17 protein-coding genes and 1 pseudogene are annotated in these 21,727 nt (G+C 64.2%); 4 read left to right on the forward strand and 14 right to left on the reverse strand.

The features are described 5' to 3' along the window. Nucleotides 1–34 precede the first annotated feature (34 nt). Nucleotides 35–1,639 carry an ABC transporter substrate-binding protein gene (locus DRB87_RS14585; RefSeq protein ID WP_130026414.1) on the reverse strand — a complete coding sequence of 535 codons (1,605 nt, stop codon included), beginning with the start codon at nucleotides 1,637–1,639 and terminating at the stop codon, nucleotides 35–37. Nucleotides 1,640–1,789: 150 nt separating this feature from the next. Then, the gene (locus DRB87_RS14590; protein ID WP_240756002.1) at nucleotides 1,790–2,713 is read right to left on the reverse strand and encodes an IclR family transcriptional regulator; all 924 of its coding nucleotides are present in this window, start codon (nucleotides 2,711–2,713) and stop codon (nucleotides 1,790–1,792) included. 230 nt (nucleotides 2,714–2,943) lie between these two features. On the opposite strand from DRB87_RS14590, the gene DRB87_RS14595 reads away from it, so the two are divergent. After that, nucleotides 2,944–5,298 carry a cytochrome P450/oxidoreductase gene (locus DRB87_RS14595; RefSeq protein ID WP_130026416.1) on the forward strand — a complete coding sequence of 785 codons (2,355 nt, stop codon included), beginning with the start codon at nucleotides 2,944–2,946 and terminating at the stop codon, nucleotides 5,296–5,298. 34 nt (nucleotides 5,299–5,332) lie between these two features. Here the strand turns inward: DRB87_RS14595 and DRB87_RS14600 are convergent, their stop codons facing one another. From DRB87_RS14600 to DRB87_RS14615, 4 genes are all read right to left on the reverse strand, one after another. After that, entirely contained in the window at nucleotides 5,333–5,923 is a 591-nt protein-coding gene (locus tag DRB87_RS14600; RefSeq protein WP_130026417.1) for a hypothetical protein, read from the reverse strand. After that, entirely contained in the window at nucleotides 5,923–6,546 is a 624-nt protein-coding gene (locus DRB87_RS14605) for an MFS transporter (RefSeq protein ID WP_165385324.1), read from the reverse strand. Before DRB87_RS14605 ends, DRB87_RS14600 begins: the two co-directional genes overlap by 1 nt. A gap of 174 nt (nucleotides 6,547–6,720) precedes the next feature. Then, nucleotides 6,721–8,076: an MFS transporter gene (locus DRB87_RS14610; RefSeq protein ID WP_130026419.1), complete on the reverse strand. Its 1,356-nt coding sequence runs from the start codon at nucleotides 8,074–8,076 to the stop codon at nucleotides 6,721–6,723. Between the two features lie 589 nt (nucleotides 8,077–8,665). Continuing rightward, nucleotides 8,666–8,929, reverse strand: coding sequence for a hypothetical protein (locus tag DRB87_RS14615; protein WP_130026420.1), 264 nt, complete (start codon nucleotides 8,927–8,929; stop codon nucleotides 8,666–8,668). 438 nt (nucleotides 8,930–9,367) lie between these two features. On the opposite strand from DRB87_RS14615, the gene DRB87_RS14620 reads away from it, so the two are divergent. Next, entirely contained in the window at nucleotides 9,368–9,781 is a 414-nt protein-coding gene (locus tag DRB87_RS14620) for a hypothetical protein (protein ID WP_130026421.1), read from the forward strand. 34 nt (nucleotides 9,782–9,815) lie between these two features. Here DRB87_RS14620 and DRB87_RS14625 read toward each other — a convergent pair whose 3' ends face one another. Next, nucleotides 9,816–10,490 (reverse strand): LysR substrate-binding domain-containing protein, encoded by a 675-nt coding sequence (locus DRB87_RS14625; protein WP_206100026.1) that lies wholly within the window; start codon nucleotides 10,488–10,490, stop codon nucleotides 9,816–9,818. A 26-nt stretch (nucleotides 10,491–10,516) separates the two neighbouring features. Beyond that, complete coding sequence (locus tag DRB87_RS23280) at nucleotides 10,517–10,732, reverse strand: LysR family transcriptional regulator (protein ID WP_206100027.1); 216 nt, start codon at nucleotides 10,730–10,732, stop codon at nucleotides 10,517–10,519. Nucleotides 10,733–10,927: 195 nt separating this feature from the next. On the opposite strand from DRB87_RS23280, the gene DRB87_RS14630 reads away from it, so the two are divergent. Next, on the forward strand, nucleotides 10,928–12,424 hold the full coding sequence (locus DRB87_RS14630; RefSeq protein ID WP_130027881.1) for an acetyl-CoA hydrolase/transferase family protein: 1,497 nt from the start codon (nucleotides 10,928–10,930) through the stop codon (nucleotides 12,422–12,424). A gap of 336 nt (nucleotides 12,425–12,760) precedes the next feature. On the opposite strand, the gene DRB87_RS14635 is transcribed toward DRB87_RS14630, so the two are convergent. Together DRB87_RS14635 and DRB87_RS14640 are read right to left on the reverse strand one after the other, a co-directional pair. Beyond that, nucleotides 12,761–13,486, reverse strand: a complete 726-nt coding sequence (locus DRB87_RS14635) for a GntR family transcriptional regulator (RefSeq protein WP_130026422.1) — start codon at nucleotides 13,484–13,486, stop codon at nucleotides 12,761–12,763. Nucleotides 13,487–13,534: 48 nt separating this feature from the next. Beyond that, on the reverse strand, nucleotides 13,535–14,545 hold the full coding sequence (locus tag DRB87_RS14640) for an asparaginase (protein ID WP_130026423.1): 1,011 nt from the start codon (nucleotides 14,543–14,545) through the stop codon (nucleotides 13,535–13,537). Nucleotides 14,546–14,657: 112 nt separating this feature from the next. Between DRB87_RS14640 and DRB87_RS14645 the strand changes: the two genes are divergently transcribed. Beyond that, nucleotides 14,658–16,013 (forward strand): MFS transporter, encoded by a 1,356-nt coding sequence (locus DRB87_RS14645; protein WP_130026424.1) that lies wholly within the window; start codon nucleotides 14,658–14,660, stop codon nucleotides 16,011–16,013. Between the two features lie 476 nt (nucleotides 16,014–16,489). Here DRB87_RS14645 and DRB87_RS14650 read toward each other — a convergent pair whose 3' ends face one another. The 4 genes and pseudogenes from DRB87_RS14650 to DRB87_RS14665 form a co-directional block, all read right to left on the reverse strand. Beyond that, nucleotides 16,490–17,815, reverse strand: a complete 1,326-nt coding sequence (locus DRB87_RS14650; protein ID WP_130026425.1) for an MFS transporter — start codon at nucleotides 17,813–17,815, stop codon at nucleotides 16,490–16,492. A 154-nt stretch (nucleotides 17,816–17,969) separates the two neighbouring features. Continuing rightward, the gene (locus tag DRB87_RS14655) at nucleotides 17,970–19,208 is read right to left on the reverse strand and encodes an MFS transporter (RefSeq protein ID WP_240756318.1); all 1,239 of its coding nucleotides are present in this window, start codon (nucleotides 19,206–19,208) and stop codon (nucleotides 17,970–17,972) included. 38 nt (nucleotides 19,209–19,246) lie between these two features. Then, a pseudogene (locus DRB87_RS14660) lies at nucleotides 19,247–20,292 on the reverse strand (amidohydrolase). Nucleotides 20,293–20,305: 13 nt separating this feature from the next. Next, nucleotides 20,306–21,724 carry an MFS transporter gene (locus DRB87_RS14665; protein WP_130026427.1) on the reverse strand — a complete coding sequence of 473 codons (1,419 nt, stop codon included), beginning with the start codon at nucleotides 21,722–21,724 and terminating at the stop codon, nucleotides 20,306–20,308. Nucleotides 21,725–21,727: the final 3 nt, after the last annotated feature.

Genomic DNA, 21,727 nt, shown 5'->3' on the forward strand with positions numbered 1-21,727 from the left:
GACGGCGGGCATGGTCGAACCATCGGCGTGGGGCTTACTTGACTTGCACGGCGGAGAAGTCCTGACGGCCGAACGGACTCACCTCGTATCCGGTCACGTCCGCGCGCGTGATGACCGCTGCAATCGGATGCGCCAATGGAATCCAGAGCGCATCGTCCTTGATCATGCGCTGCGCGACCTGATACTTCACGGTTCGCGCGGCGAGATCATGAGAGCGTTTGCCTTCGCTGATCAACTGGTCGAGGTCTTTGTCGCAAAAGCGCGCAAAATTGGTGCCTGATTGCACGGCCGCGCAACTGAACTGCGGCGTCAGAAAGTTATCGGGGTCGCCGTTGTCGCCCGACCAGCCCATGAAGAGCAAGTCATGTTCTCCCGCCTTGCCGCGACGAATCAGCTCGCCCCACTCCACGGTCTTGATCCGCGCCCGAACGCCAATCCTGGCGAGGTCGTTTTGCAGCATCTCGGCGCTCAGGCGCGGGTTCGGGTTCAACAGGCTGCCCGTCGGGCGCGTCCAGATGGTCGTCTCGAACCCTTGCGGGAAGCCCGCATCGGCGAGCAGCTTCTTCGCTTTGGCGATGTCCAGCGGATACGCGGCCACATTCCTCGCGAAGCTCCACGTGTTGGGCGGATACACGTTGGTGGCGGGCGTTGCGGCCCCTTCGAACACCTGCTTGACGTAGTTCGCGCGGTCGAACGCCATGTTCAGCGCCTGACGGACTCGCCTGTCGTCGAGCGGTTTGTGTTGCGTGTTGATCGCGACGAACGCCGTCATGAAGGCCGGCGTCTCGACCACTCGGAGCGCCTTGTCGCTGCGCGCCGCCTGCACGTCGACCGGTTTGGGCGAGAGCGCGATCTGGCATTCGCCCACCTTCACCTTCTGCGCGCGCACGGCTGCGTCCGGCACAATCGTGTAGATGAGACGATCCGAGGCCGGCGCGCCGCCGAAGTACGATTTGTTGGCGTCGTACCGCACGACGCTGTCCTTCTGATAGCTACGGAAGACAAACGGGCCCGTGCCGATGGGCCGCGCGTTCATCTCGCCCGGCTTGTTGATCGCGATGAGCTTGTCGGCGTACTCGGCCGAATAGATCGACGCGAAGCCCATCGAGAGCATCGACAGGAACACGGCATCGGGCTCGGACAACGTGAAGCGAACGGTGCGGTCGTCGACCTTCTGCACCGATTTGATCAGCTTGCCCAGCGAGAGCGATTGCGCATGCGGGAAGCCCGACGGCGTGAGCTTGTGCCAGGGCGCCTTGTCGTCGAGCATGCGCTCGAACGTGAAGACGACGTCGTTGGCATTGAACGCGCGGGTCGGCTTGAACAGGCTGTTGCTGTGGAAGCTCACGTTCGGGCGCAGCGTGAACGTGTAGGTCAGGCCGTCGGGGCTGACGCTCCACTGGGTCGCCAGGCTGGGCACGACCTTGCGTTGCGACGCATCGAACTCGACCAACCGATTGAACACCGGGTCGGCCGATGCATTGGTCGTCGTCAGCGAGTTGTAGCGCACGACGTCGAAGCCTTCGGGGCTGGCTTCGGTGCATACGGTGAGCGCCTTGGCATGCGCGGCGAGCGGCACCATCGGCAGCGACAGGGCCGTCAGAGCGGCAGCGAAAATACGGCGCGAGCGACGACGCATGGGTGTCTCCTCCAGGAAGTCGATGACGGTGAAAAACAGCGGGTCAGAATAGCGCAAATTCAGGCCAATCGCCCTTGCGTTGGGCCCCGCGCCGACACTCGCTGTCCCGAATCCCGAAACTGATCGTCAGTTCTGCGAAACGCCGCCCCATCAGGCGCCGGACGGCAGCTTCGGACGATAGCCCAGCGCATGGCTTGCGGACAAGGCTTCGCGGCGCACCGCCTCGCCAATCGGGCCGTCCATGCGCGCGTCGAACCCGCCCGTGGCACCCAGCGCCGTGACGACCCCGACCAAGCGGCCATCGTAGTTGAAGACCGGCGCGGCCAGCGCGCTGATCCCCGTCAGGTTGGTGTCGCGAACGCTTGCCCCCTGCGCGGCGCGCACCTCGGCACGCAGCGCGCCGATGGGGTCTGACGCATCGAGCTGGGCGCGTTGCTCCGGCGAGGCATGGGCCAACTCGGCTTCGGCCATCGCCATCACTTGCGGATCGTCCAGGCATCCGAGAAAAACGCGGCCGGCGGCCGACCAGAGCATCGACATGACCGACCCGATGCGCACGTTGATCGTCACGGGCAGGCCCGGCTCCTCGAAACGCACGATGGTCGGTCCCTTGTTGCCCATGACGGCGATGAAGCAGGTGACATCGAAGGCTTCGCGCAAGCGCACGAGCGCCGGTTCGGCCGCACGCACCGGGTCGGCCTGCCGCATGGCCGCCACGCCGATGAGCATCGCTTCGAGTCCGAGATGGTAGTGCTGCGAGTCGGTATCCTGCGCGACGAGGCCCTCCTCCACGAGACTCATCAGATACCGATGCACTTTGGCCGGACTTTGCTGCACATGCTGGGCGAGCGCGGTCAGGCTCGCGCGACCGCCCAGCCGGGCCAGCCCCTTGAGCACGACCATGCCGGTCTCGGCCGACTGCACGCGTTGACGGCGACCGCGCTCGCGGGGCGCGCCGGTGACATCGTCGTCATGAGGGGCATCGGCGCGCGATGGCGTGAGGCCGGTCGTCGCGCGCGCAGGCGTATCGGCGCTGCGCGGGAGGCCTGCGGTGGGTCGTTTGCTTGTCGTCATCGCCGAGATTTTATGATGCAAAGCGATATTGTCCGGCATCGGCGAGGCTAGAGGTTAACCCCAGTCCACCAAATTACGCAATGCGTATTATATTTACGCTTAATAAATTCCAGGGAAGAGAGGCGCACCGCCCGATCGCGTGATCGCTCCTCTACACTTGTTCTATATTGCGCGTGTCGTCGCGAGCCCAACGCGGCGCTCGTCACACCGGACCCACAGAGCGTGAACGGATGAGCCAACCGATTACCCCCACCCCCGACACGGCCGCCGCCGGCGGCTGCCCCTTTCATCGGACGCCTGCCGCCACAGCCCCCAACGGATGCCCGGTGAGCGCCCGTGCCGCGGACTTTGACCCGTTCGAAGACGGCTACCAGCAAGACCCGCCCGAGTACGTGCGCTGGGCGCGCGAGCAAGAGCCGGTGTTCTACAGCCCGAAGCTCGGCTACTGGGTTGTCACGCGCTACGACGACATCAAGGCGATCTTCCGTGACAACCTCACGTTCAGCCCGTCGATTGCGCTGGAAAAGATCACGCCGACCGGACAGGAGGCGAATGCCGTGCTCGCCTCCTACGGCTTTGCGCTCAACCGCACGCTGGTGAACGAAGACGAACCCGCCCACATGCCGCGTCGTCGCGTGTTGATGGAGCCGTTCACGCCCGAGCATCTCAAGCATCACGAGCCGCTGGTGCGCCAACTCGCACGCGACTACGTGGACCGCTTCATCAACGACGGCCGCGCCGATCTCGTCGACCAGATGCTGTGGGAAGTGCCGCTCACGGTGGCGCTGCACTTCCTCGGCGTGCCGGAGGAAGACATGGACAAGCTGCGCGAGTATTCCATCGCGCACACGGTCAACACGTGGGGACGCCCCAAGCCCGAAGAGCAGGTGGCCGTGGCCCACGCCGTGGGCAATTTCTGGCAACTGGCGGGCAAGATTCTCGACAAGATGCGCCAGCACCCCGAGGGGTCGGGCTGGATGCAGTACGGCATTCGCAAGCAGAAGGATTATCCCGACGTCGTCACCGATTCGTATCTGCATTCGATGATGATGGCGGGCATCGTGGCCGCGCACGAGACGACGGCCAACGCCACCGCGAACGCCATGAAGCTGCTGCTCCAGCATCCGGACGTCTGGCGCGAGATCTGCGACGACCCATCGCTGATTCCGAACGCCGTCGAAGAGTGTCTGCGTCATAACGGCTCGGTCGCCGCATGGCGCCGGCTGGTCACTCGGGACGTCAACATTGGCGGCATCGACATTGCCGCGGGCGCGAAGCTGCTGATCGTGACCTCGTCCGCCAACCATGATGAAGCGCACTTCGCCGACGCCGACCTGTTCGACATTCGCCGCGAAAACGCGAGCGATCAGTTGACGTTCGGCTACGGCTCGCACCAATGCATGGGCAAGAATCTCGCCCGCATGGAAATGCAGATCTTCCTCGAGGAATTCACGCGCCGGCTGCCGCACATGACGCTGGCACAGCAGACGTTCACGTATGTGCCGAACACCTCGTTCCGCGGCCCGGAGCATGTGTGGGTCGAGTGGGATCCGGCGCAGAACCCCGAGCGCCGCGACCCCGCCGTGCTCACGCGTCATTCGCCCGTGCGCATTGGCGAACCCTCGGGACACAGCGTGACGCGTCCGGTCGTGGTCGAGTCCGTGCTACCGGTGGCCGACGGCATCGTGAAGCTACGCCTGGTCGCCCCGGACGGCCGCGCCATGCCGCGCTGGGCCCCGGGCTCGCACATCGACATCGAGTGCGGCGACACGGGGCTGTCGCGTCAGTATTCGCTGTGCGGCGATCCGACCGACACCGGCGCGCTGGAAATCGCCGTGCTGCACGAACCGCAAGGCCGTGGCGGTTCACACTGGGTTCATACGCAAGTGAAAGCCGGTGACCGCCTGCGCATTCGCGGTCCGCGCAATCACTTCCGGCTCGATGAAACGACGCGTCGTGCCATCTTCGTTGCGGGCGGCATTGGCGTGACGCCGATTGCCGCCATGGCGCGGCGCGCGAAAGCACTGGGCATCGACTACGAAATCCATTACAGCGGCCGCAGCCGCCGCACGATGGCGCTGATCGACGAACTCCACGCGCTGCATGGCGAGCGTCTGCATTTGTGGGTGAAAGACGAGGGCCAGCGCGCCGACTACGCCAGCCTGCTCGCCACGCCGCAAGACGGCACGCAAGTGTATGCCTGCGGCCCGCTACGAATGCTCGACGCCCTCGCGCAATGTTGTGCGCCCTGGCCGGACGACACGCTGCGCGTTGAACACTTCCAGTCGCAACTGGGCACGCTCGATCCCGCGAAGGAGCATGCATTCGACGTCACGCTCAAGGATTCCGGCATCACGGTGACGGTGCCGGCCGATCAGACGCTGCTCACGGCGCTGCGCGCGGCGAACATCGACGTCCAGAGCGACTGCGAGGAAGGACTGTGCGGTTCCTGCGAGGTGCAGGTGCTGGCGGGTGACGTGGATCACCGCGATGTGGTGCTTACACGCGCCGAGCGCGACGCAAACACGAAGATGATGTCATGCTGCTCGCGCGCCTGCGGCAAATCGCTGGTGCTGGCGTTGTAGGTCGCCGCGTCGGCGCCCGGCGCGCCCGGTGGGTTCAGTGGGCGTGCTGCGGCTTGCGCAGCATCGCCAACAGCGCGACGAGCGCGAGCCATGCGAAACCGCACATGACCGTTGCGAGCGGACGCGGGGAGCCATCGTTGAGCACGCCGAGCAGCCCGCCCGCCGCGAAGCCGAAACCATACTGGACACTGCCCACGAGCGCCGCCGCCGCGCCGGAGCGCGTCGGGTGATTGGCGAGCGCCCCTGCCACCGAATTCGCCGTGATGATGCCGCGCAGCGACATGAACAGAAACAGTAGCGCCACCATCAACGGCAGCCGCGCGACCCCCAGCCACGCGCTCGCGCACAACACGGTCGTGACGATCGCACAGCCCACAATGCCGGCACGCATCAGGCGATCTGCGCCGAACTGCCCCACACGGCGCGAGTTGAACATGGTCATCGCCGCCATGCCGACGATATTGATGCCGAAGAGCACCCCGAAAAACTGCGGCGACACATGGAAGTACTCCATGTACACCAGCGGCGTGCCGGTAATGTAGGTGAACGACGCGCCAAAGACCGCGCCGCCCGCCAGCATGTAGCCGACGAAATGCGCGTCGCGCAACAGATGCCAATAGGACATCAGGACGGCACGCGGCCCCCCGACTGACGCGCGTGCACCGCCCCGGTCTCCGGCAAACGCCACAGGGCCAGCATCGCCACCGCGCCGAACACCGCGAGAATGCCGAAGATCGCGCGCCACGTCGTGACGCGCAGCATCTGTCCGCCAACGAGCGGCGCCACGATCGGTGCAACGCTCATCACCAGCAGCATGATCGAAAAGGCGCGCGCACTGTGGCGCGGCCCGTAGACGTCACGCACGATCGCTTGCGCAATCACGGGCATGGCACATCCACCGAGCGCCTGCACGAAGCGCCAGACCATCATGTGATCGATGGTGTCGGCAAACGCACAGCCGATGCTGCCGAAGATGTACAGCGCGATCCCCGCCGCCATCGCCCGACGACGCCCAAATCGGTCCGCGAGCGGCCCCCACAGGAGCTGCCCGAAGGCGAACCCCAGGAAAAAGTAGGAGAGCGTGAGCTGCGTGGTCGCGACACTCGCACCCAGTTCGTGTCGCAACGTCACGAGTCCCGGCAGATACATGTCCGTGGAGGCGGGCGCGATCATCATGAACAGGCCGAGAATGCCGAGCAACACACGCTCGGAAGGCAACGCAGGAGAGAGTTCGGACGTCGATGTCATGGTCGCTCTGATGAGTCGGCGCAATGGCTGTCGCGCCGCGGGAGACGCCGCAAAAAACGACGCCCGCCATGATAACGCTGGCGGGCGTCGCACTTTCATACTCGATGGTTATCGGATCCCAAACCGATGCTTATGGCGCAGCGTTCGGGTCTCGTACCTCTTGGCCTCGCCACCTCATCCGGCCGTTGCCGCCTGCAGGCTGCCGCCGTCGCTGCGCTGCGTGCGGGCAATCGCCAGCACGCCGATCAACGAAACGCACGCAGGCACCGCCGCCGCCAGGAACAGCGACGACGACGACCATTGCAAATGCATCAGCGCGCCGCCCAGCACCGGACCGAGCACCGAACCGATGCGGCCGATACCGAGGCTCCAGCCAATGCCGGTGGAACGCAACGACGTGGGGTAATACGTCGCGGCGAGTGCGTTGAGCGCCGGTTGCCCGCCGATGATCGAGAAGCCCGCGAAGAAGATGGCGATGAACACCGCGACCATCGACACCATGACCATCGGATTGCCGATCGCCGCCGTCGCCGCCATCGCGATGAGGAACGTCACGGCCAGCACGCTCGTGAAGCCGACGCGATCGATCACGCGGCCGAGCAGTAGCGTGCCGATCACACCGCCTGCCCACAGCGCGGTACCCGCCATCACGGCGACCTGTGTCGAATAGCCCGCATCGCGAATCACCGTCGGCAACCAGTTCGACAGGAAGTACATGTCGAGCAAGTTTGCGAAGTTCACTACCCAGAGCAGCAGCGTCACCCGTGCGCGGCCGTCCTTGAACAGCTCGACGAACGGCACGCCTTTCGCCTTTTGCTCGTCAAGCACGAAGCGCGCGTCGACCGGCACGTTGGCGCCGGGTGCCACGCGCAGCAGTTGCTTGCGAATGTGTGCGTTGTCGCGTTTGCCGAACATCAGGAACTGGATCGACTCCGGCAGCGAGATCCACATCAGCACACCGAGCACCAACGGAATGGCACCACCGATGTAGAACACCGCGCGCCAGCCCAGGCTCGGAATGATCGCCGCCGTGATGAGGCCGCCGAGCACACCGCCCAGCGTGAAGCCACACGACACGATCATCATGAGCGACACGCGAATGCGGCGCGGGCTGTACTCGCCGGCAAGCGCCATCGCGTTCGGCATGATGCAACCCAGGCCCAGCCCGGCCGCAAAGCGCCAGACGACCAGTTCTGTAATCGTATTGGCGAAACCGGTGACGATCATGCACGCCGAGAAGCACAGGGTCGCGCCAATGAGCACCGGGCGACGGCCCAGCTTGTCGGCCAGCGCCGAAAAGGTAAGCGAGCCGACCAGCATGCCGAACAGCCCCGCGCCGAATACCGGCGAGAGGGTTTCCTTGGCAATGCCCCATTCCCGAATCACCACCGGCGCGACATACCCCATCGCCTGGACATCGAAGCCATCGACCACCAGGCACATTGCGCACAAGGCGATCACCCACCACTGATACGCGCCCAGACGACTCTCGTCGATCAGTGCGCCCACATTCACTTCTGCTGCTTTCATTTTGTCTCCCAACGTTTTTTGCAACTTCGTGGCATTGCGTTCCCGGTCGAGGCGCTGGCGACGGCCTATTCCCATCGCGGCCTCGTCCCAGGCGCCTCGTTGCCCGAATCCAGCAACCAAGGCATGTCATGCGCCGGATCGAACGGCGAATCCCCCTAATTCCGGCGCACACTAAATTACGCTTTGCGGAAGTTTATCTCGCCAAACGTAAATTAATGCCTAGTGTTAACACTGACATTTTCAGGACATGCAAACGCGATGGGTGCAGGAATCCGGGCGAGATCGGTGGAACCTCGGCTCACGGACATGGCGCTCAGCTTTGTGGTTTTTCTCCATCGGAACGATGGGAGCCGCCCCGGCAAAATGCCAGCGGGCTATACAGGCGGGGGAATTGGGCGATGGATGCGACGAAAAGCGACGAATTGTCGCAGTTGGCGTTTTTCTACAAATTTTCTTGCGAAGGTTAACCCGTCTAGGGATTTCCCTGATATAGTTACACCTGTCTCCTCCACCTCCTCCTGGTGGATTTCACGGCCAGCAACTTGCTGGCCGTTTTTTTTTGCTCGCCGATCCTGCCCTTACAGGGCATTCAGTGGGATGTCTGACTCTCGTGCGCGACGCGATCTTCGATGCTGCGCTCGATCCGCTTTCGGACCATTGCCGCCGCCTCGGACACATCACGGGCATCGATGCTCGAAAATTCGCAACGTCCGATGTAGTGCCCCTCACAATAGGCATCGACGGCACCATCAAAACGTTCGTCGGTACGCGGCGTGACCGCGCCCTCCAAGTCGAACGGGCGCCCCGGCGGCGTGTGGCTGACGTAGTGCCAGGAAAACCGAAAAGATTGCATCACATGTCCCCCTTCAATCCAGCGGCAGCGATCACGCTGCCGACCGATGCAGTTTTTCAGGAAATCCTAGCATGTTAAGGAATCTCGACAAACGGTCGAAAAAAAAGCGGCCCGCCTGATCGGCGAGCCGGATAGTCCGTGGAGGTCGGGGGCACATCTGAGCCACGGCAACTCCACTCTAGCCCCGAATCACTGTCGCTATTCTCGGTAGTTCTCCGGATCCGGCGTAAATAGTTTGTCCGCCGTCGACATCGCAACGTCGTTCCCGAAGCGTGACTGTCACGCTCGCTCGTTGTGTCCTCGGAAGGGAGCGCATCGGCCACCGTCGCCCGCCGACGCTCGGCAATCCGGCAAGCCGATACCGTAAAACAGGGGGACGAAATGGGGTCGGCGGTACGGTAACGTTAGGCTCCCCGTCCTCCTTCTCACGACCTCGCCATGACGCTCAAATTTCGCAATCCGGCGAACGGAGATGTCGTCGAGATCACGCGTCTGTCGTGTGTCGCGGCCTTCTTCCTCGGTCCGCTTTACCTCATGGCCTACGGATTCACGTGGCATGCGCTCGCCTGGACCGTCCTCGCCATCGGACCCGCGTTGATCTGGAAGGATTCGGCGTTAGCGTTTTCGCTGCCCGCCACCTGCCTGTTCTACTCGCTGATGATTCATCCGCTGCTCATCGGCAAGCTGCGCGCCAATGGCTGGCTGCCCACGCGCGACGCTGCCGTGCCCAGCCCACGCCAGCGCGGCTACGACGTGTACGGCGATGCGCCGGCCTTGCGGCGCGCTGACGCCGGTCGTCCCCTCCCCGCGACGCCCCGCCCTGCCGCCAACGATGGCGAGTCGTCGGCGTAACGCGACAAGCCGTGCCCGGACGCCACCGAGGCGATCAGACGGACGACGTTACGTTGTCGTCAGTGTCAGGCAAGGCCTGCGGCGACATCGCAATGAATCGATCGATCGCCGCCGAGGCGTGTTCGGCGCGATAAGCGAGACTGATCGGCGCGAGCGGCACGTCACCCTCGATCGGCCAGAACCCCATGCCGGGCGTACGAATCTGACTCACCGACGCCGGCACCAGCGACACCCCGAACCCCGCCGCCACCATCGGCACGATCGACGTGATCTGCGGCGCCTCCTGTCCGAGCTTCGGGTGAAATCCGGCCGATTCGCAGGCCGCAATCGTGCGGTCATACAGCGCGGGACTGATCTCGCGCGGCAGCAGGATGAACTCGTCGCGGGCGAGCGCGGCCAGCGGCACGCGCTTGCGCGCGCACATCGCGTGGCCAAGCGGCAACACCAGCACCATTGGCTCGTCGACGACCGGCACCATGACGATTCCGGACGGCACCTCGAACGGCGTGCGCACAAACGCCACGTCGACCGCCTCGTCGACCAGCGCCGTGAGCAGACTGGCCGTGTTGCTCTGTTGCGGATGCAGTTGCACGTCCGGGTAGCGTGCGCGAAAGTCACGGATCCACGCAGGAATGCGGGGCTCGAAGTATGTCGCGCCCGCAAACCCGATGCGGATCTGCCCCGCCTCGCCGCGTGAGATCTGCTGCATCCGGCGTTTGACGCGCGCTACTCGCTCTAGCACGTGCCGCGCTTCCGGCAGGAACGCCTCCCCAGCTCCGTGAGCACGACATCGCGCGGCAGACGCACGAACAACGGGCCGCCCAATTCGGCCTCGAGTTGCCGAATCTGCAAGCTCAACGGCGGCTGCTGAATGCCGACACGCGCCGCCGCCCGCGTGAAATGACGCTCCTCGGCGACCGCAATGAAATATTGCAAATGCCGCAATTCCATGACTGCTCCTCTGTCTGCCCGGCCCCATTGGGGTTTCCGTCATTCATACATAAAAAGTATTCAAATGGCGTCTTGAATATATTGGAAATGTGACCGATGGGTCAATACACTGCGAATCAGGCGCGGACGAGCTTGCCCTTAGCGGCCACGCCGAGAGATCAAGGGATTCGAATAAGAGAGACGAGGAGCCTGAAGATGTTTGAAGACCGCATCCGCCTGGCGTCGCTGCGCGACCGGGTGATGAGTGCCGACGAAGCGGCGATGTTGGTGCGAGACGGCATGGTGGTCGGCATGAGCGGGTTCACCCGCGCCGGCGACGCCAAGGACATGCCCATTGCGCTGGCCAAGCGGGCCAAGGCCCACCCGATGAAGATCACGCTGATCACGGGGGCGTCGCTCGGACACGATTCCGACAAGACGCTGACCGAAGCGGGCGTGCTGGCAAAGCGTCTGCCTTTCCAGGTCGACACGACGCTGCGCGGCGCGATCAATCGCGGCGACGTGATGTTTGTTGATCAGCATTTGTCGGAGACCGTCGAATTCCTGCGCACCGGACAGTTCGGCGCGCTCGATGTGGCCGTGATCGAGGCGGTCGCCATCACGGAAGACGGCGGCCTCGTACCGAGTTCGTCGGTCGGCAATTCGGCGAGCTTTGCGATCCTCGCGGACAAAGTGATTGTCGAGATCAACCTCGCGCAACCGCTCGCCTTCGAAGGCATGCACGACATCTGGATTCCGGGCCAGCGTCCGCATCGCGCGCCGTTGCCCATCGTCGATGTGCGCGATCGCGTCGGCACGAACGTGGTGAAGATTGCGCCGGAGAAGATCGCCGCCATCGTTATCACCGACACGCCGGACAGCGCCTCCAACGCGCTGCCGCCCGATGCGGACACGCAGAACATCGCCGGCCACCTCATCGAATTTTTCCAGCACGAAGTCTCGCGCGGCCGCCTGCCGCGCACGCTGCCTGCGATTCAGTCGGGCATCGGCACCATTGCCAATGCGGTGCTCACGGGCTTCATCGACTCGCCGTTCGAGGACCTCACGATGTATTCGGAGGTGCTCCAGGACTCGACGTTCGAACTCATGGATGCGGGCAAGATGGTGTTCGCGTCGGGGTCGTCGATCACGGTGTCGCAAGCCGTGCAGGATCGTGTTTTCAAGCATCTCGAGCGCTATCGCGACAAGCTCGTGCTGCGTCCGCAGGAGGTCAGCAACCATCCTGAAGTCATTCGACGGCTGGGGTTGATCGCACTCAACACCGCGCTCGAAGCGGACATTTACGGCAACGTGAATTCCACGCACGTCGGCGGCACGCACATGATGAACGGCATCGGCGGCTCGGGCGACTTCGCTCGCAATGCGCGCATCGCGATCTTCGCCACCAAGTCGATTGCCAAGGACGGAAAGATCTCGAGCATCGTGCCGATGGTGCCGCACGTCGACCACAACGAGCACGACGTGGACATCCTCGTGACGGAGCAAGGCCTGGCCGATCTGCGCACGCTCGCCCCGCGCGAGCGCGTGAACCGGGTGATCGATCATTGCGCGCACCCGAGCTACCGGGAAGTGTTGCGCGACTACTATCGCGACGCCCTGCGCTATGGCGGGCAGACGCCGCACGCGCTGGAACACGCGTTCGACATGCACGTCAACTTGCGTGAGCGGGGCTCGATGCTAGCGGGCAGATGACATCGCCGACGGTCGCCAACGCCGACGGGCGGGCGACCGGATGCGGCGACCGTTGCGATGGATGCGACGGGCTCAACCATTGCGATGGCGCCGACGCGCATTGTCGACGCCGGGGAAGAACATGGGACGCATGCGGTCCTGTGGGCCGAACGCCGATGCGCGCGTTCAGGCATTCGCGGCTCGCCGGCGTGCGCAGGCGAGCCGCTTTTTATTTGCCCGCGAACGATGTGTTGGTTGAAACGATATGCATCGGCTTTTCCTGCGCCCAACGCCAGCGAACAGACGATTCGCGGTGGCTATCGCGCCCGCGTCACAGGAAAACGCCACCCGCAAACGTCACTCGTTCGCCGCCGCCTCGGCCTCGGTCTGCTCGATGGCCTTGACGATGATGCGCAGCGTGGCGTCGAGGTGATCCGCCGTGTGCTGCCGGGCGGCGGCTATGTCACGCGCGCGGTACTCGGCGAGCATCTTCTGGTGTTCCCGATTGCTCACACCGATATGCACGGGACGCATATGGAGCGACAGCGCGATGTACGGACCCGACGCGTCGCGCAGGGTCTTGATCAGGTGCGCCAAACGGGAGTTGTCCTGCGATGCCCACAACGCCGCGTGAAACGCCTGATTCAACTCGGTCCATTTGGCGACATCGGACGTTTCGCGCATCTCGGCGTGCAGCGCCTGCGCATTGGCGATGTCGGCCTCCCGAAGCGTGGCCATCGCTTGTTCGGCCATCATCGGTTCGAGGGTCTTGCGCAGACGATACAGCTCGTTGACGTCGTCGATCGTCAGACCGCGCACCACGGCACCGCGGTGGACGTCAAAAAACACCAGCCCCTCGGACACCAGCGTGCGTAGCGCTTCACGTACGGGCGTCGTCGACATCTCCAGACGGCGCGCGAGATCGTCCTGCCGAAGCCGGTCGCCCGCCTTCAACTTGCCTTGCAGAATCTCGGTACGCAACGTCTCGATGGCATATTGGTAGGCCGTGAGCCGGCGACGGCCCGACGTGCCGGACAGACCGGATGCGCCGGACACGCCGGACACGCTGGATTCGCTGGACATGCTGGCCGATGCGGAGGGCGCGCTTTTCAAAGGGGTGCCGTGTAGGGATTATTGACGCGAGAGTTTACTCCAATTCGCCAGCGCCTCCCCCACTGCGCCGGGCGCAACACCCGACGCGAGAAGCGCCGCCACCAGCAGCCGGGCCTTGAGCGCCGAGAGCCAACCGGCCATGTGCGCGCCGCGCCGGGCCAGGTCGATTTCAGCACCGACATACCCATAGGTATGAAACGCCGTCGAGCCACCTGCTGCGCGACTGGCGATCACCACCGGCACTTGCCCGGCCAACCCGCCAATGCGCTCGGCGAATGCGAAGGAGACGTGTCCCGCGCCCTGCCCGGCAATCACGACGGCCTCGTAGCCGCCCTTCACCGCCAGCTCCGCCAGTTCGCCGTCGTCGCCCAGCACGGCCGTCACCAGCGCGACCTTCGGCCACGCACGCACGGGCCGCGCCAGACGTTGCGAACGCGCCGGGCACGCATGGAAGAACGCGGGATATCCCTCGACGAGACGCGCGGCAACGCCGCCGTCACGCGACACAAAGGCCTGCACCGCGAGCGCGTCGCCCTTGCTTACCCACCGCGCGTAGTGCGCGGTGTCGTTCATCACGACGAGCACGCCGCGTCCGGCGCTTTCCGGATGAACCGCCACCTTGACCGCCGCCAGCAGATTCGCAGGACCATCCGCGCCGGCGGCCTGCGGGGCGCGCATCGCACCGGTGATGACCAGCGGTGCGGGCAGCGTCCAGTACAAGTCCAGCAGGAACGCCGTTTCCTCTAGCGTATCGGTGCCCTGCGTCAGCACGACGCCGCACGCTCCCGCCGCGACCTGCTGCTCGGCCCAGGCGAGCGCCTCCATCAAATCGTCATACCGTAGCGAAGCGCTCGGCAGTTGGCGAAGCGATGCGGTAGTCATAGTCGCGACGTCCGACAAACCCGGCACCGAACGGGCCAGTTGCGCGGCGTCGAGCGTCGGGACGACGCCGCCTGCGGCGTCTGACGGGGTCATGCTGATCGTGCCGCCAAGCGAGGCGACAGCAACCACGGGAAGCGAGTTGGACATGGTGGACCGGTTTTTGATTTCAGTTGATATGCATTGTGCATTATATATAATCGACAATCGTTTGCGAAGGGCATCGGGCGCTTCGCAGGGAACCCAACACTTAGGAGACGTCATGCAAGCAAGCACTGTGGGCCATGCGGCCGCCGGGGCGACGCGATACCGGTTTGCGGTATTCGCATTGATCGTGGTGATTGCCCTCGTGAACTACATTGACCGCGGCGCGATTTCGTACTCGGCGGCGCAGATCACGTCCGAATACGGCTTCGACCGCGCGGGCTGGGGCGCGGTCCTCGGCTATTTCGGCTACGGCTATATGTTTGGCGCGCTGTTCGGCGGTGCGCTGGCCGACCGGCTGGGCGCGAAGCGGGTGTGGGTGATTGCGGGCATCGCATGGTCGGCGTTTGCCATCGCCATGATCTGGGCGGGCGACATCGGGATCGCGGTCTTTGGCGGGTCGGCCCTGACCGGGTTCGCAACGATTCGCGTGCTGTTCGGGTTTGCCGAGGGACCGGCCTACTCCATCATCAACAAGACGATGTCCGCATGGGCATCGCCGTCGGAGCGCGGCTTCGCGGTGTCCATCGGACTGCTGAGCACCCCGCTTGGCGCCCTGCTGACGGCCCCGGTCGCGGTGGGATTGCTGCTGCTCACCGATAGCTGGCGAACGATGTATATCGTGCTCGGCGCGGCGGGTTTCGTGCTGATCGCATTGTTTGCGCGCGTCTATACGAATCGCCCCGAGGACAACCCGCGCGTGAACGCCGCCGAGTTGGCGCAGATTCAGGCGGGGCGTCCGGCCCAGAACGCGTTGGCGGCAGCGGCGGCCAGCGCTTTGCCATGGTGGAGCTTCTTCAGGAGCAAGACGCTGGTCTTCAACTCGATAGGCTACTTCGCGTTCATCTATGTCAACTTCATGCTGTTGACCTGGACGCCGAAATATCTCGCCGACGAGTTTCATTTCACGCTGTCGTCGCTCTGGTATATCGGCATGATTCCGTGGACGGGCGCGTGCGTGACCGTGCTGGTCGGGGGACGCATTTCCGACTGGCTGTATCGCAAGACGGGCAAGCTGGTGGTAGCGCGGAGCTGGTTCGCGGCGGCGGCCCTCACGTGCACTACGTTGTGCTTCCTGTTGGTGTCGCAGGCACAGAGCGTGTGGACGGTGATCGCGCTGATGACGCTGGGCAATGCGCTCAACGCGCTGCCGAACTCGGTGTATTGGGCGGTGGTGATCGACACGGCACCGACGCGCGTGGGCACGTTCAGCGGGCTGATGCACTTCATTGCGAACATCGCGTCGGTACTCGCACCGACGTTGGCCGGCATTCTGTCCGCCAAATATGGCTACTCGTCGATGTTCGTCGCGACGGCGGTGGCGACGGCGGTGGGTGTGTTTGCGATGCTGCAGGTTCGGCCGGGGGTTGGGCCGGATGTGGGGCGGCGCGATGCCAGGGCGGCGTCGGCCTGATTCCGTGCGAAGCGCCCGCCGGCCGATATGCGGGCGGGCGCTTCGCCTCCCTCGGCGCTTAGCAGTTCCCCTTTTTCGCCTGCCCCGGGGGGCAGAAGCCGTTACCCGGGCCGCCACGTCCGCCGTAACCGCCATCATCGGGAAGATAGACGGCACAACTCGCCAGCAGTACGGTCGTGGCCAGAAGTAGAAACGTGAGCTTGCGCATTTGGGGGATCTCCGGGTGAGGATTCGGAACGGGATACCAGAATCGCAAAATGTATCGCCATTCTACCCTTTGCAGTGCTCGCAAGCCGCCGGGTGACAGGGATGTCCCCATCCCCGCACCCGTGACGCCTGATCGCGCCGGCAGCGCAAATCATCTCTCCTCGATCCGGCCGGGATGAACACCCCGGCCTATTGCGAGGGCCGCTAGGGCCGCGTGGGCGGCAAGGGATGCCGGCACTCGCGTCCGGATTCGGGTTCGGGCTTCATACTCAAGCCGCCTCCGTCTTGCCGGTCAGCTGTGATTCGCCGCCCTTGCGCGTCAGGAGCAGCAGCGTGGCCACGCTCACGAGGGTCAGCACCGCGAGCGGCATCAGCGCGAGCGCATAGCTGCCCGTCGCCGCCTTGACCCACCCGTAGACATTTACCATCAGTCCGCCGCCCAGCAGGTTAGCGATGGCGTTGACCGTGGCGAGACCGGCCGCGACCGCGCTGTTCGACAGCATGTCGGTCGCAAGCGCCCAGAACGGGCCCTTGAACGAGTAGGCGCCAACCAACACCGCGCAGAGCATGCAGAGCGTCGGCGCCAGCGACCCGCTCAGCGACGTGCCAAACAAACCGAGACCAATCAGCAGCATCGGCACGACGGTATGCCAGCGGCGTTCTCCCAGCCGGTCCGACCGGCGGCCCCAATACACCATCAACACCGACGACAGCGCATAGGGCACGGCGTTCAACAAACCGGTCTGCATGACCGTGAGGCCAAACGATTTCAGTAACTGCGGTTGCCAGACGGACAACGTGCTGCCCGCGGCCGAGGCGCAGGTGTCGACGAGCGCCAGGCACAGCACGTACCGGTTGCGGAAGAGCTTCGTCAACGGCATCGACGCGACCTTCTTCGGCGCCTTGTGCTCGGCGGCGAGCGTGTTCGCGAGCCATGTCCGTTCGTCCTCGTTGAGCCATTTCGCGTCTTTCGGCTTGTTGGTCAGGAGGAACAGGCAGGCGATGCCGAGCAGGATCGTGGGCACGCCCTCCAGGATGAAGAGCCAGTGCCAACCGCGCAGCCCAGCGACACCGTCCATCTGGAGCAGCAACGCGGAAATCGGCGAGCCGATGAAGCTTGCCGCCGGAATGGCGACCATGAACGTGGCCACGATGCGCGCGCGATACGACGTGGGAATCCAGTACGAGAGGTACAGCAGAACCCCTGGAAAGAAGCCCGCTTCGGCCGCGCCCAGCAGGAATCGAAGGATGTAGAAGCTCGTCGCGTTGTGCACCAGCGCCATCGCCGCCGACACGATGCCCCACGTGATCATGATGCGAGCGATCCAGAGGCGCGCGCCATACTTCTGAAGCGCCAGGTTGCTAGGCACTTCGCAGAAGAAGTAGGAGATGAAGAACAGGCTGCTGCCGAATCCGAATACACGGGCCGACATGCCCAGATCGTGATTCATCTGGAGCGAAGCCATGCCGACGTTGCCCCGGTCGATGAAAGCGAGCAGATAACACACCATCAAAAATGGCACGAGTCGCCATACGACCTTGCGTAGGGTCTGGCGCTCAATTTCGGATTGCTCCGTGACACCCGCGAGTTGCATCGTTGTCTCCAAATTTATTATGTTCTCTGAATCGTTGCCGGGCGATATCGGGCGATTTCGGACCTGACCCCGGCTGCCGACACGGCGCCCCTCGGGCCCCATATGGCGGCCATCGCCGCGCAGGCGATGCACACGCCCGGCGCGTGCGACGCCCTCACGCAAGCGTCTTTCCCCGGGTTTCCGGTGCGAACAAGACGACGATCGCCGCGGCAATGAAGGCGACAATCGTCGTCGACAGGCCGAGGACGAAACCACCCGACGTCGACGCCAGGGCGCCAATGACCAACGGTGCGATAAAGCCGCCGAGTCGTCCGCCGTTGTAGGCGAGTCCCATGAGGAACCCCCGCTTTGACGTGTTCCCGATGATCTCCGCGAGGAACGGCCCGGCGCCGGCGAAAATCCCGTTGACGCTGAAGCCCGTGAAGAATATCGCCACCATGAGCAGCGCCGCATTCGCCGACACGATGTACACGAGCACAGCCCCCGCGCCCACCAGCAGATAGGCCAGGAACATCGGACGGCGACCGAGGCGGTCGACAAAGGCCGAGAACAGCAGGAACCCCGTGATGGCGCCGAACTGAAGCGAGAGCACAAACTTCAGGCTATGGACGAAGTCGAGGTGTTTCACCGTGACGAGGAATGTCGGCGTCCAGGTGAACACCCCCCAGTAGAGGTATTGCAGGAAGAAGATGAACGTGAACGCGAGCAGAAGACCGCGAACGTTGAGCTTCTCGTCGCTCGCCTGGGTGCCGCTCGCGGGCGTTGCGCTCGCCTGCCGCCGATCGAGCCAGATAGGCGACTCAGGCGTCTTGCGTGCCACCCAGAAGAGGATGAAGAACGGCAGCGCGCCAATCAGGAAAAGCAGACGCCAACCGCTGTCGACAAGACCACCGTACGCGGCGCTCACGATGCCGGAAATCGCAATCGCGAGAATGGCGCCGATGGGCAGCCCCATCTGCATAAGCGCCCCACCCTTGCCGCGACGGCTCGCATGCCAGGTCTCCGCAATGAGGGCTGCACCGGCAGTCCATGTCCCGCCCATGCCCAACGCCCCGAAGAAGCGCAGCGTCGCAAACCAATGCTCGTTGGGCGCGAACGCCAGCAAGCCGGAAAACAGCGAGTAGATGCCAATGCACAGCAGCGCCGTGCGCACGCGTCCCAAGCGGTCGGAGACGTAGCCGAAAAGAATGCCGCCGACGATCTGTCCGGCCGCCGTGATGCTGGTGAACAGGCCGAGCTGCGCCTTGCTCAATCCAAACTGAAGGGCCAGTGTCGGCAGCAAAAGCGAGAGCAGGAACGAGTCGTAGCTCTCGAACGTCCATCCCAGGCCAGCCAGCGAGAGCGAGCGCCATTCGCCCTTGGTGATGGCCTTGTAGCCGCTCGCGTGTCCCATATCGGTGAGGCTTGCCTCGGAGAGGCTTGCACTAGTCTTCATTCTTTGTCTCCTGACATATCTAAGCGATAGACCGACGCGGCCGTGCGGCTGAACAGCGCCGCCTTTTCATCGGCCGACATCGCACTCGCCAATCTTTTGAAGGCATTCCACAGAACGCCGTAGCTGAACATCCCCTTGTCGACGGGGAAATTGCTCTCGAACAGGCAGCGGTTCGCACCGAAGAGGTCGAGGCAGGTGTCGAAATACGGCCGCCATGCGGCGGCGAGCATGTCGGACGACGGGGGCAATTCGTTTGCGGCGAACCCGAAACCGAACACGCTCAGGCCCGCCCCCCCAACTTGATCACGGTGTTCGGCAGACTGGCCAGTCGCGCCAGCCCGCGCGTCCAGCGCGCCCGAACGTCCTCTGCGGCGTTGGCGTGAGGTCCGACGCCCAGGGGGCCGCCAAAGTGATCGATGACGACAGTCACCTCCGGTGCACTCAGCGCCAGCGCATACAACTGATCGAGTTGCGTGTGATAAACCCAGGCATCGAGCGACAGGCGGTGCTTCGCGAGGGTTCGCACGCCTTGCTGAAACGCCGGGTTCTCCATGAGGTCGCGCGGCGGCGTGACGGGGCTGGAGCTGACCGCAGGACTCTCGTGCCACGCGAGCGGATTGCGAATCCCGCGCAGCCTGCCCCCGGACGCCTGCAGCATGGCCTCGAGTACGCTCTCCAGATCCCGCCCCAGCGTCAGGTCCGCGCCCCCGACGATGGCCTGGCAGACCCTCGTCGGCCCGTAAGCCCCACTGTCGAACATCGCCGCGACACCGTTGGCGAACTCGACTTCTCCGAGCGGTTTCATCAGCTCCGGACCATCGCGTCGGAGCATCGATCGACACTGGACGTAGACCGTCGACACAATTCGGTGCCCGCTCGCGACATCCTTGCCGAATTCATCGGCGAGATACCGCCCGGTTTGACGGTCCCAGAGATGGTGATGCGCGTCGACGATGGGCAGCGCCGGTTCGAGCGCGGCTTCTTCGCGCAAGGCCAGCCATGCTTCGCGAACCGGCAGGTGAGGCGCATGGACGATTTGCATGGCGCGGTCCCCGTCAGCCGTTCGAGCGCATGCCGTTTGCGGCGTCGACCCCATCGTGTCCCGGATCGGACACCGCTTCGCCAGCGTTCGCCCCGGGGTCGCCCAGCCATGCCGTGGTCAGTGCGCCCACCAGCAAGAAGGCCGACACAGCAATCAACGGTGCGGTGAAGCCGCCCGAGAAGTGCTTGAGCGCACCGATCATCGAGGGTCCGACAAACCCACCGAGATTTCCGACCGAGACGATCAACGCGAGGCCACCGGCGGCGGCGCGTCCGGTGAGGAAGCCAGACGGAATGGCCCAGTAAGTCGCCTGGAACGCGAGAATGCCGCTGACGGTAAAGCTCAACGCAATCAGCTTGAGCACCGGCGCGTCGACGAACGTGCTGATGCAAAGCGCCACTGCCGCGACGCCCAGGGCGCCGGCGACATACGGAATGCGGTGCTTCGCACGATTCGCGACGCGTGCCCACACGATCATGACGACCGCACCGATGGCGTACGGAATCGAGGTCAGCCAGCCCACCACCGAGTGCGCAACGCCAAAGTGATTGATGATTTGCGGCATCCAGAGGCCGACGCCCAGCGAGCCCACGATGCCGCAGAAGTTGATGAACGCCAGCACGAAGACCCGCCAGTTCGTCATGGCGTCACGCAGGCTGCTGCCATGCTTGGTCCCGATGTCGCGCTGCTCGTGCGCGATGCGCCGCTCCAGGAGCGTTCGCTCGGCCTGCGTCAGCCACTTCGCTTTCGCCGGCCGGTCGGCCAGCACGAAGAGGCAAACCACACCGAGGACCACCGCCGGCAGGCCTTCCATGAGCAGCAGCCATTGCCAACTGCGCAGACCGTGCAGGCCGCCCAGTTGCAGCAACGCCCCCGAAATCGGCGAGCCGAACATGTTCGCGACGGGAATGCCGACGAGGAACGCGGCGGTGACCTTCGCGCGCCATTTCCCCGGGAACCAGTGCGTGAAATAGAGATAAATGCCGGGCGTGAAGCCCGCTTCGGCGAGGCCGAGAAGAAAGCGCGCGGCCGCGAAGCTCTTGGGGCCGACGACGAAGGCCGTGGCCATCGAGAACAAGCCCCAGGTAATCATGATGCGCGCGATCCACACGCGCGCGCCGACCTTCTGCATGATGAGATTGCTCGGGATTTCGAAGAGGAAATACCCGATGAAGAACAACCCTGCGCCAAGGCCAAACTGTTCTGCGGTCAGCCCGAGATCCTTGTTCATCGTTAACGCGGCGAAGCCGACGTTGGTTCTGTCGAGGTAGCTCACGACATAGCAGAGAAAGATGAAAGGCAGAATCCGCCAGAACGCCTTGGCAAGCGTTCGCTCGCTCGCGGCATACTCGTCGCTCGCGAAGGGCTGACTGTGCGGCGTGTCGCGCCCGGTGGCGGCGGGCGCGGCGGTGATGGTTTGCGAAAGGGTCATGCT

This window comes from Pandoraea sp. XY-2 (genome assembly GCF_004193915.1).
Classification (GTDB): domain Bacteria; phylum Pseudomonadota; class Gammaproteobacteria; order Burkholderiales; family Burkholderiaceae; genus Pandoraea; species Pandoraea cepalis.

Coding starts and splice junctions, on each gene's coding strand:
- DRB87_RS14585 (WP_130026414.1), bottom strand. CDS start 1,639: ATGCGTCGTCGCTCGCGCCGTATTTTCGCTGCCGCTCTGACGGCCCTG.
- DRB87_RS14590 (WP_240756002.1), bottom strand. CDS start 2,713: ATGACGACAAGCAAACGACCCACCGCAGGCCTCCCGCGCAGCGCCGAT.
- DRB87_RS14595 (WP_130026416.1), top strand. CDS start 2,944: ATGAGCCAACCGATTACCCCCACCCCCGACACGGCCGCCGCCGGCGGC.
- DRB87_RS14600 (WP_130026417.1), bottom strand. CDS start 5,923: ATGTCCTATTGGCATCTGTTGCGCGACGCGCATTTCGTCGGCTACATG.
- DRB87_RS14605 (WP_165385324.1), bottom strand. CDS start 6,546: ATGACATCGACGTCCGAACTCTCTCCTGCGTTGCCTTCCGAGCGTGTG.
- DRB87_RS14610 (WP_130026419.1), bottom strand. CDS start 8,076: ATGAAAGCAGCAGAAGTGAATGTGGGCGCACTGATCGACGAGAGTCGT.
- DRB87_RS14615 (WP_130026420.1), bottom strand. CDS start 8,929: ATGCAATCTTTTCGGTTTTCCTGGCACTACGTCAGCCACACGCCGCCG.
- DRB87_RS14620 (WP_130026421.1), top strand. CDS start 9,368: ATGACGCTCAAATTTCGCAATCCGGCGAACGGAGATGTCGTCGAGATC.
- DRB87_RS14625 (WP_206100026.1), bottom strand. CDS start 10,490: ATGCAGCAGATCTCACGCGGCGAGGCGGGGCAGATCCGCATCGGGTTT.
- DRB87_RS23280 (WP_206100027.1), bottom strand. CDS start 10,732: ATGGAATTGCGGCATTTGCAATATTTCATTGCGGTCGCCGAGGAGCGT.
- DRB87_RS14630 (WP_130027881.1), top strand. CDS start 10,928: ATGTTTGAAGACCGCATCCGCCTGGCGTCGCTGCGCGACCGGGTGATG.
- DRB87_RS14635 (WP_130026422.1), bottom strand. CDS start 13,486: ATGTCCAGCGAATCCAGCGTGTCCGGCGTGTCCGGCGCATCCGGTCTG.
- DRB87_RS14640 (WP_130026423.1), bottom strand. CDS start 14,545: ATGTCCAACTCGCTTCCCGTGGTTGCTGTCGCCTCGCTTGGCGGCACG.
- DRB87_RS14645 (WP_130026424.1), top strand. CDS start 14,658: ATGCAAGCAAGCACTGTGGGCCATGCGGCCGCCGGGGCGACGCGATAC.
- DRB87_RS14650 (WP_130026425.1), bottom strand. CDS start 17,815: ATGCAACTCGCGGGTGTCACGGAGCAATCCGAAATTGAGCGCCAGACC.
- DRB87_RS14655 (WP_240756318.1), bottom strand. CDS start 19,208: ATGGGACACGCGAGCGGCTACAAGGCCATCACCAAGGGCGAATGGCGC.
- DRB87_RS14665 (WP_130026427.1), bottom strand. CDS start 21,724: ATGACCCTTTCGCAAACCATCACCGCCGCGCCCGCCGCCACCGGGCGC.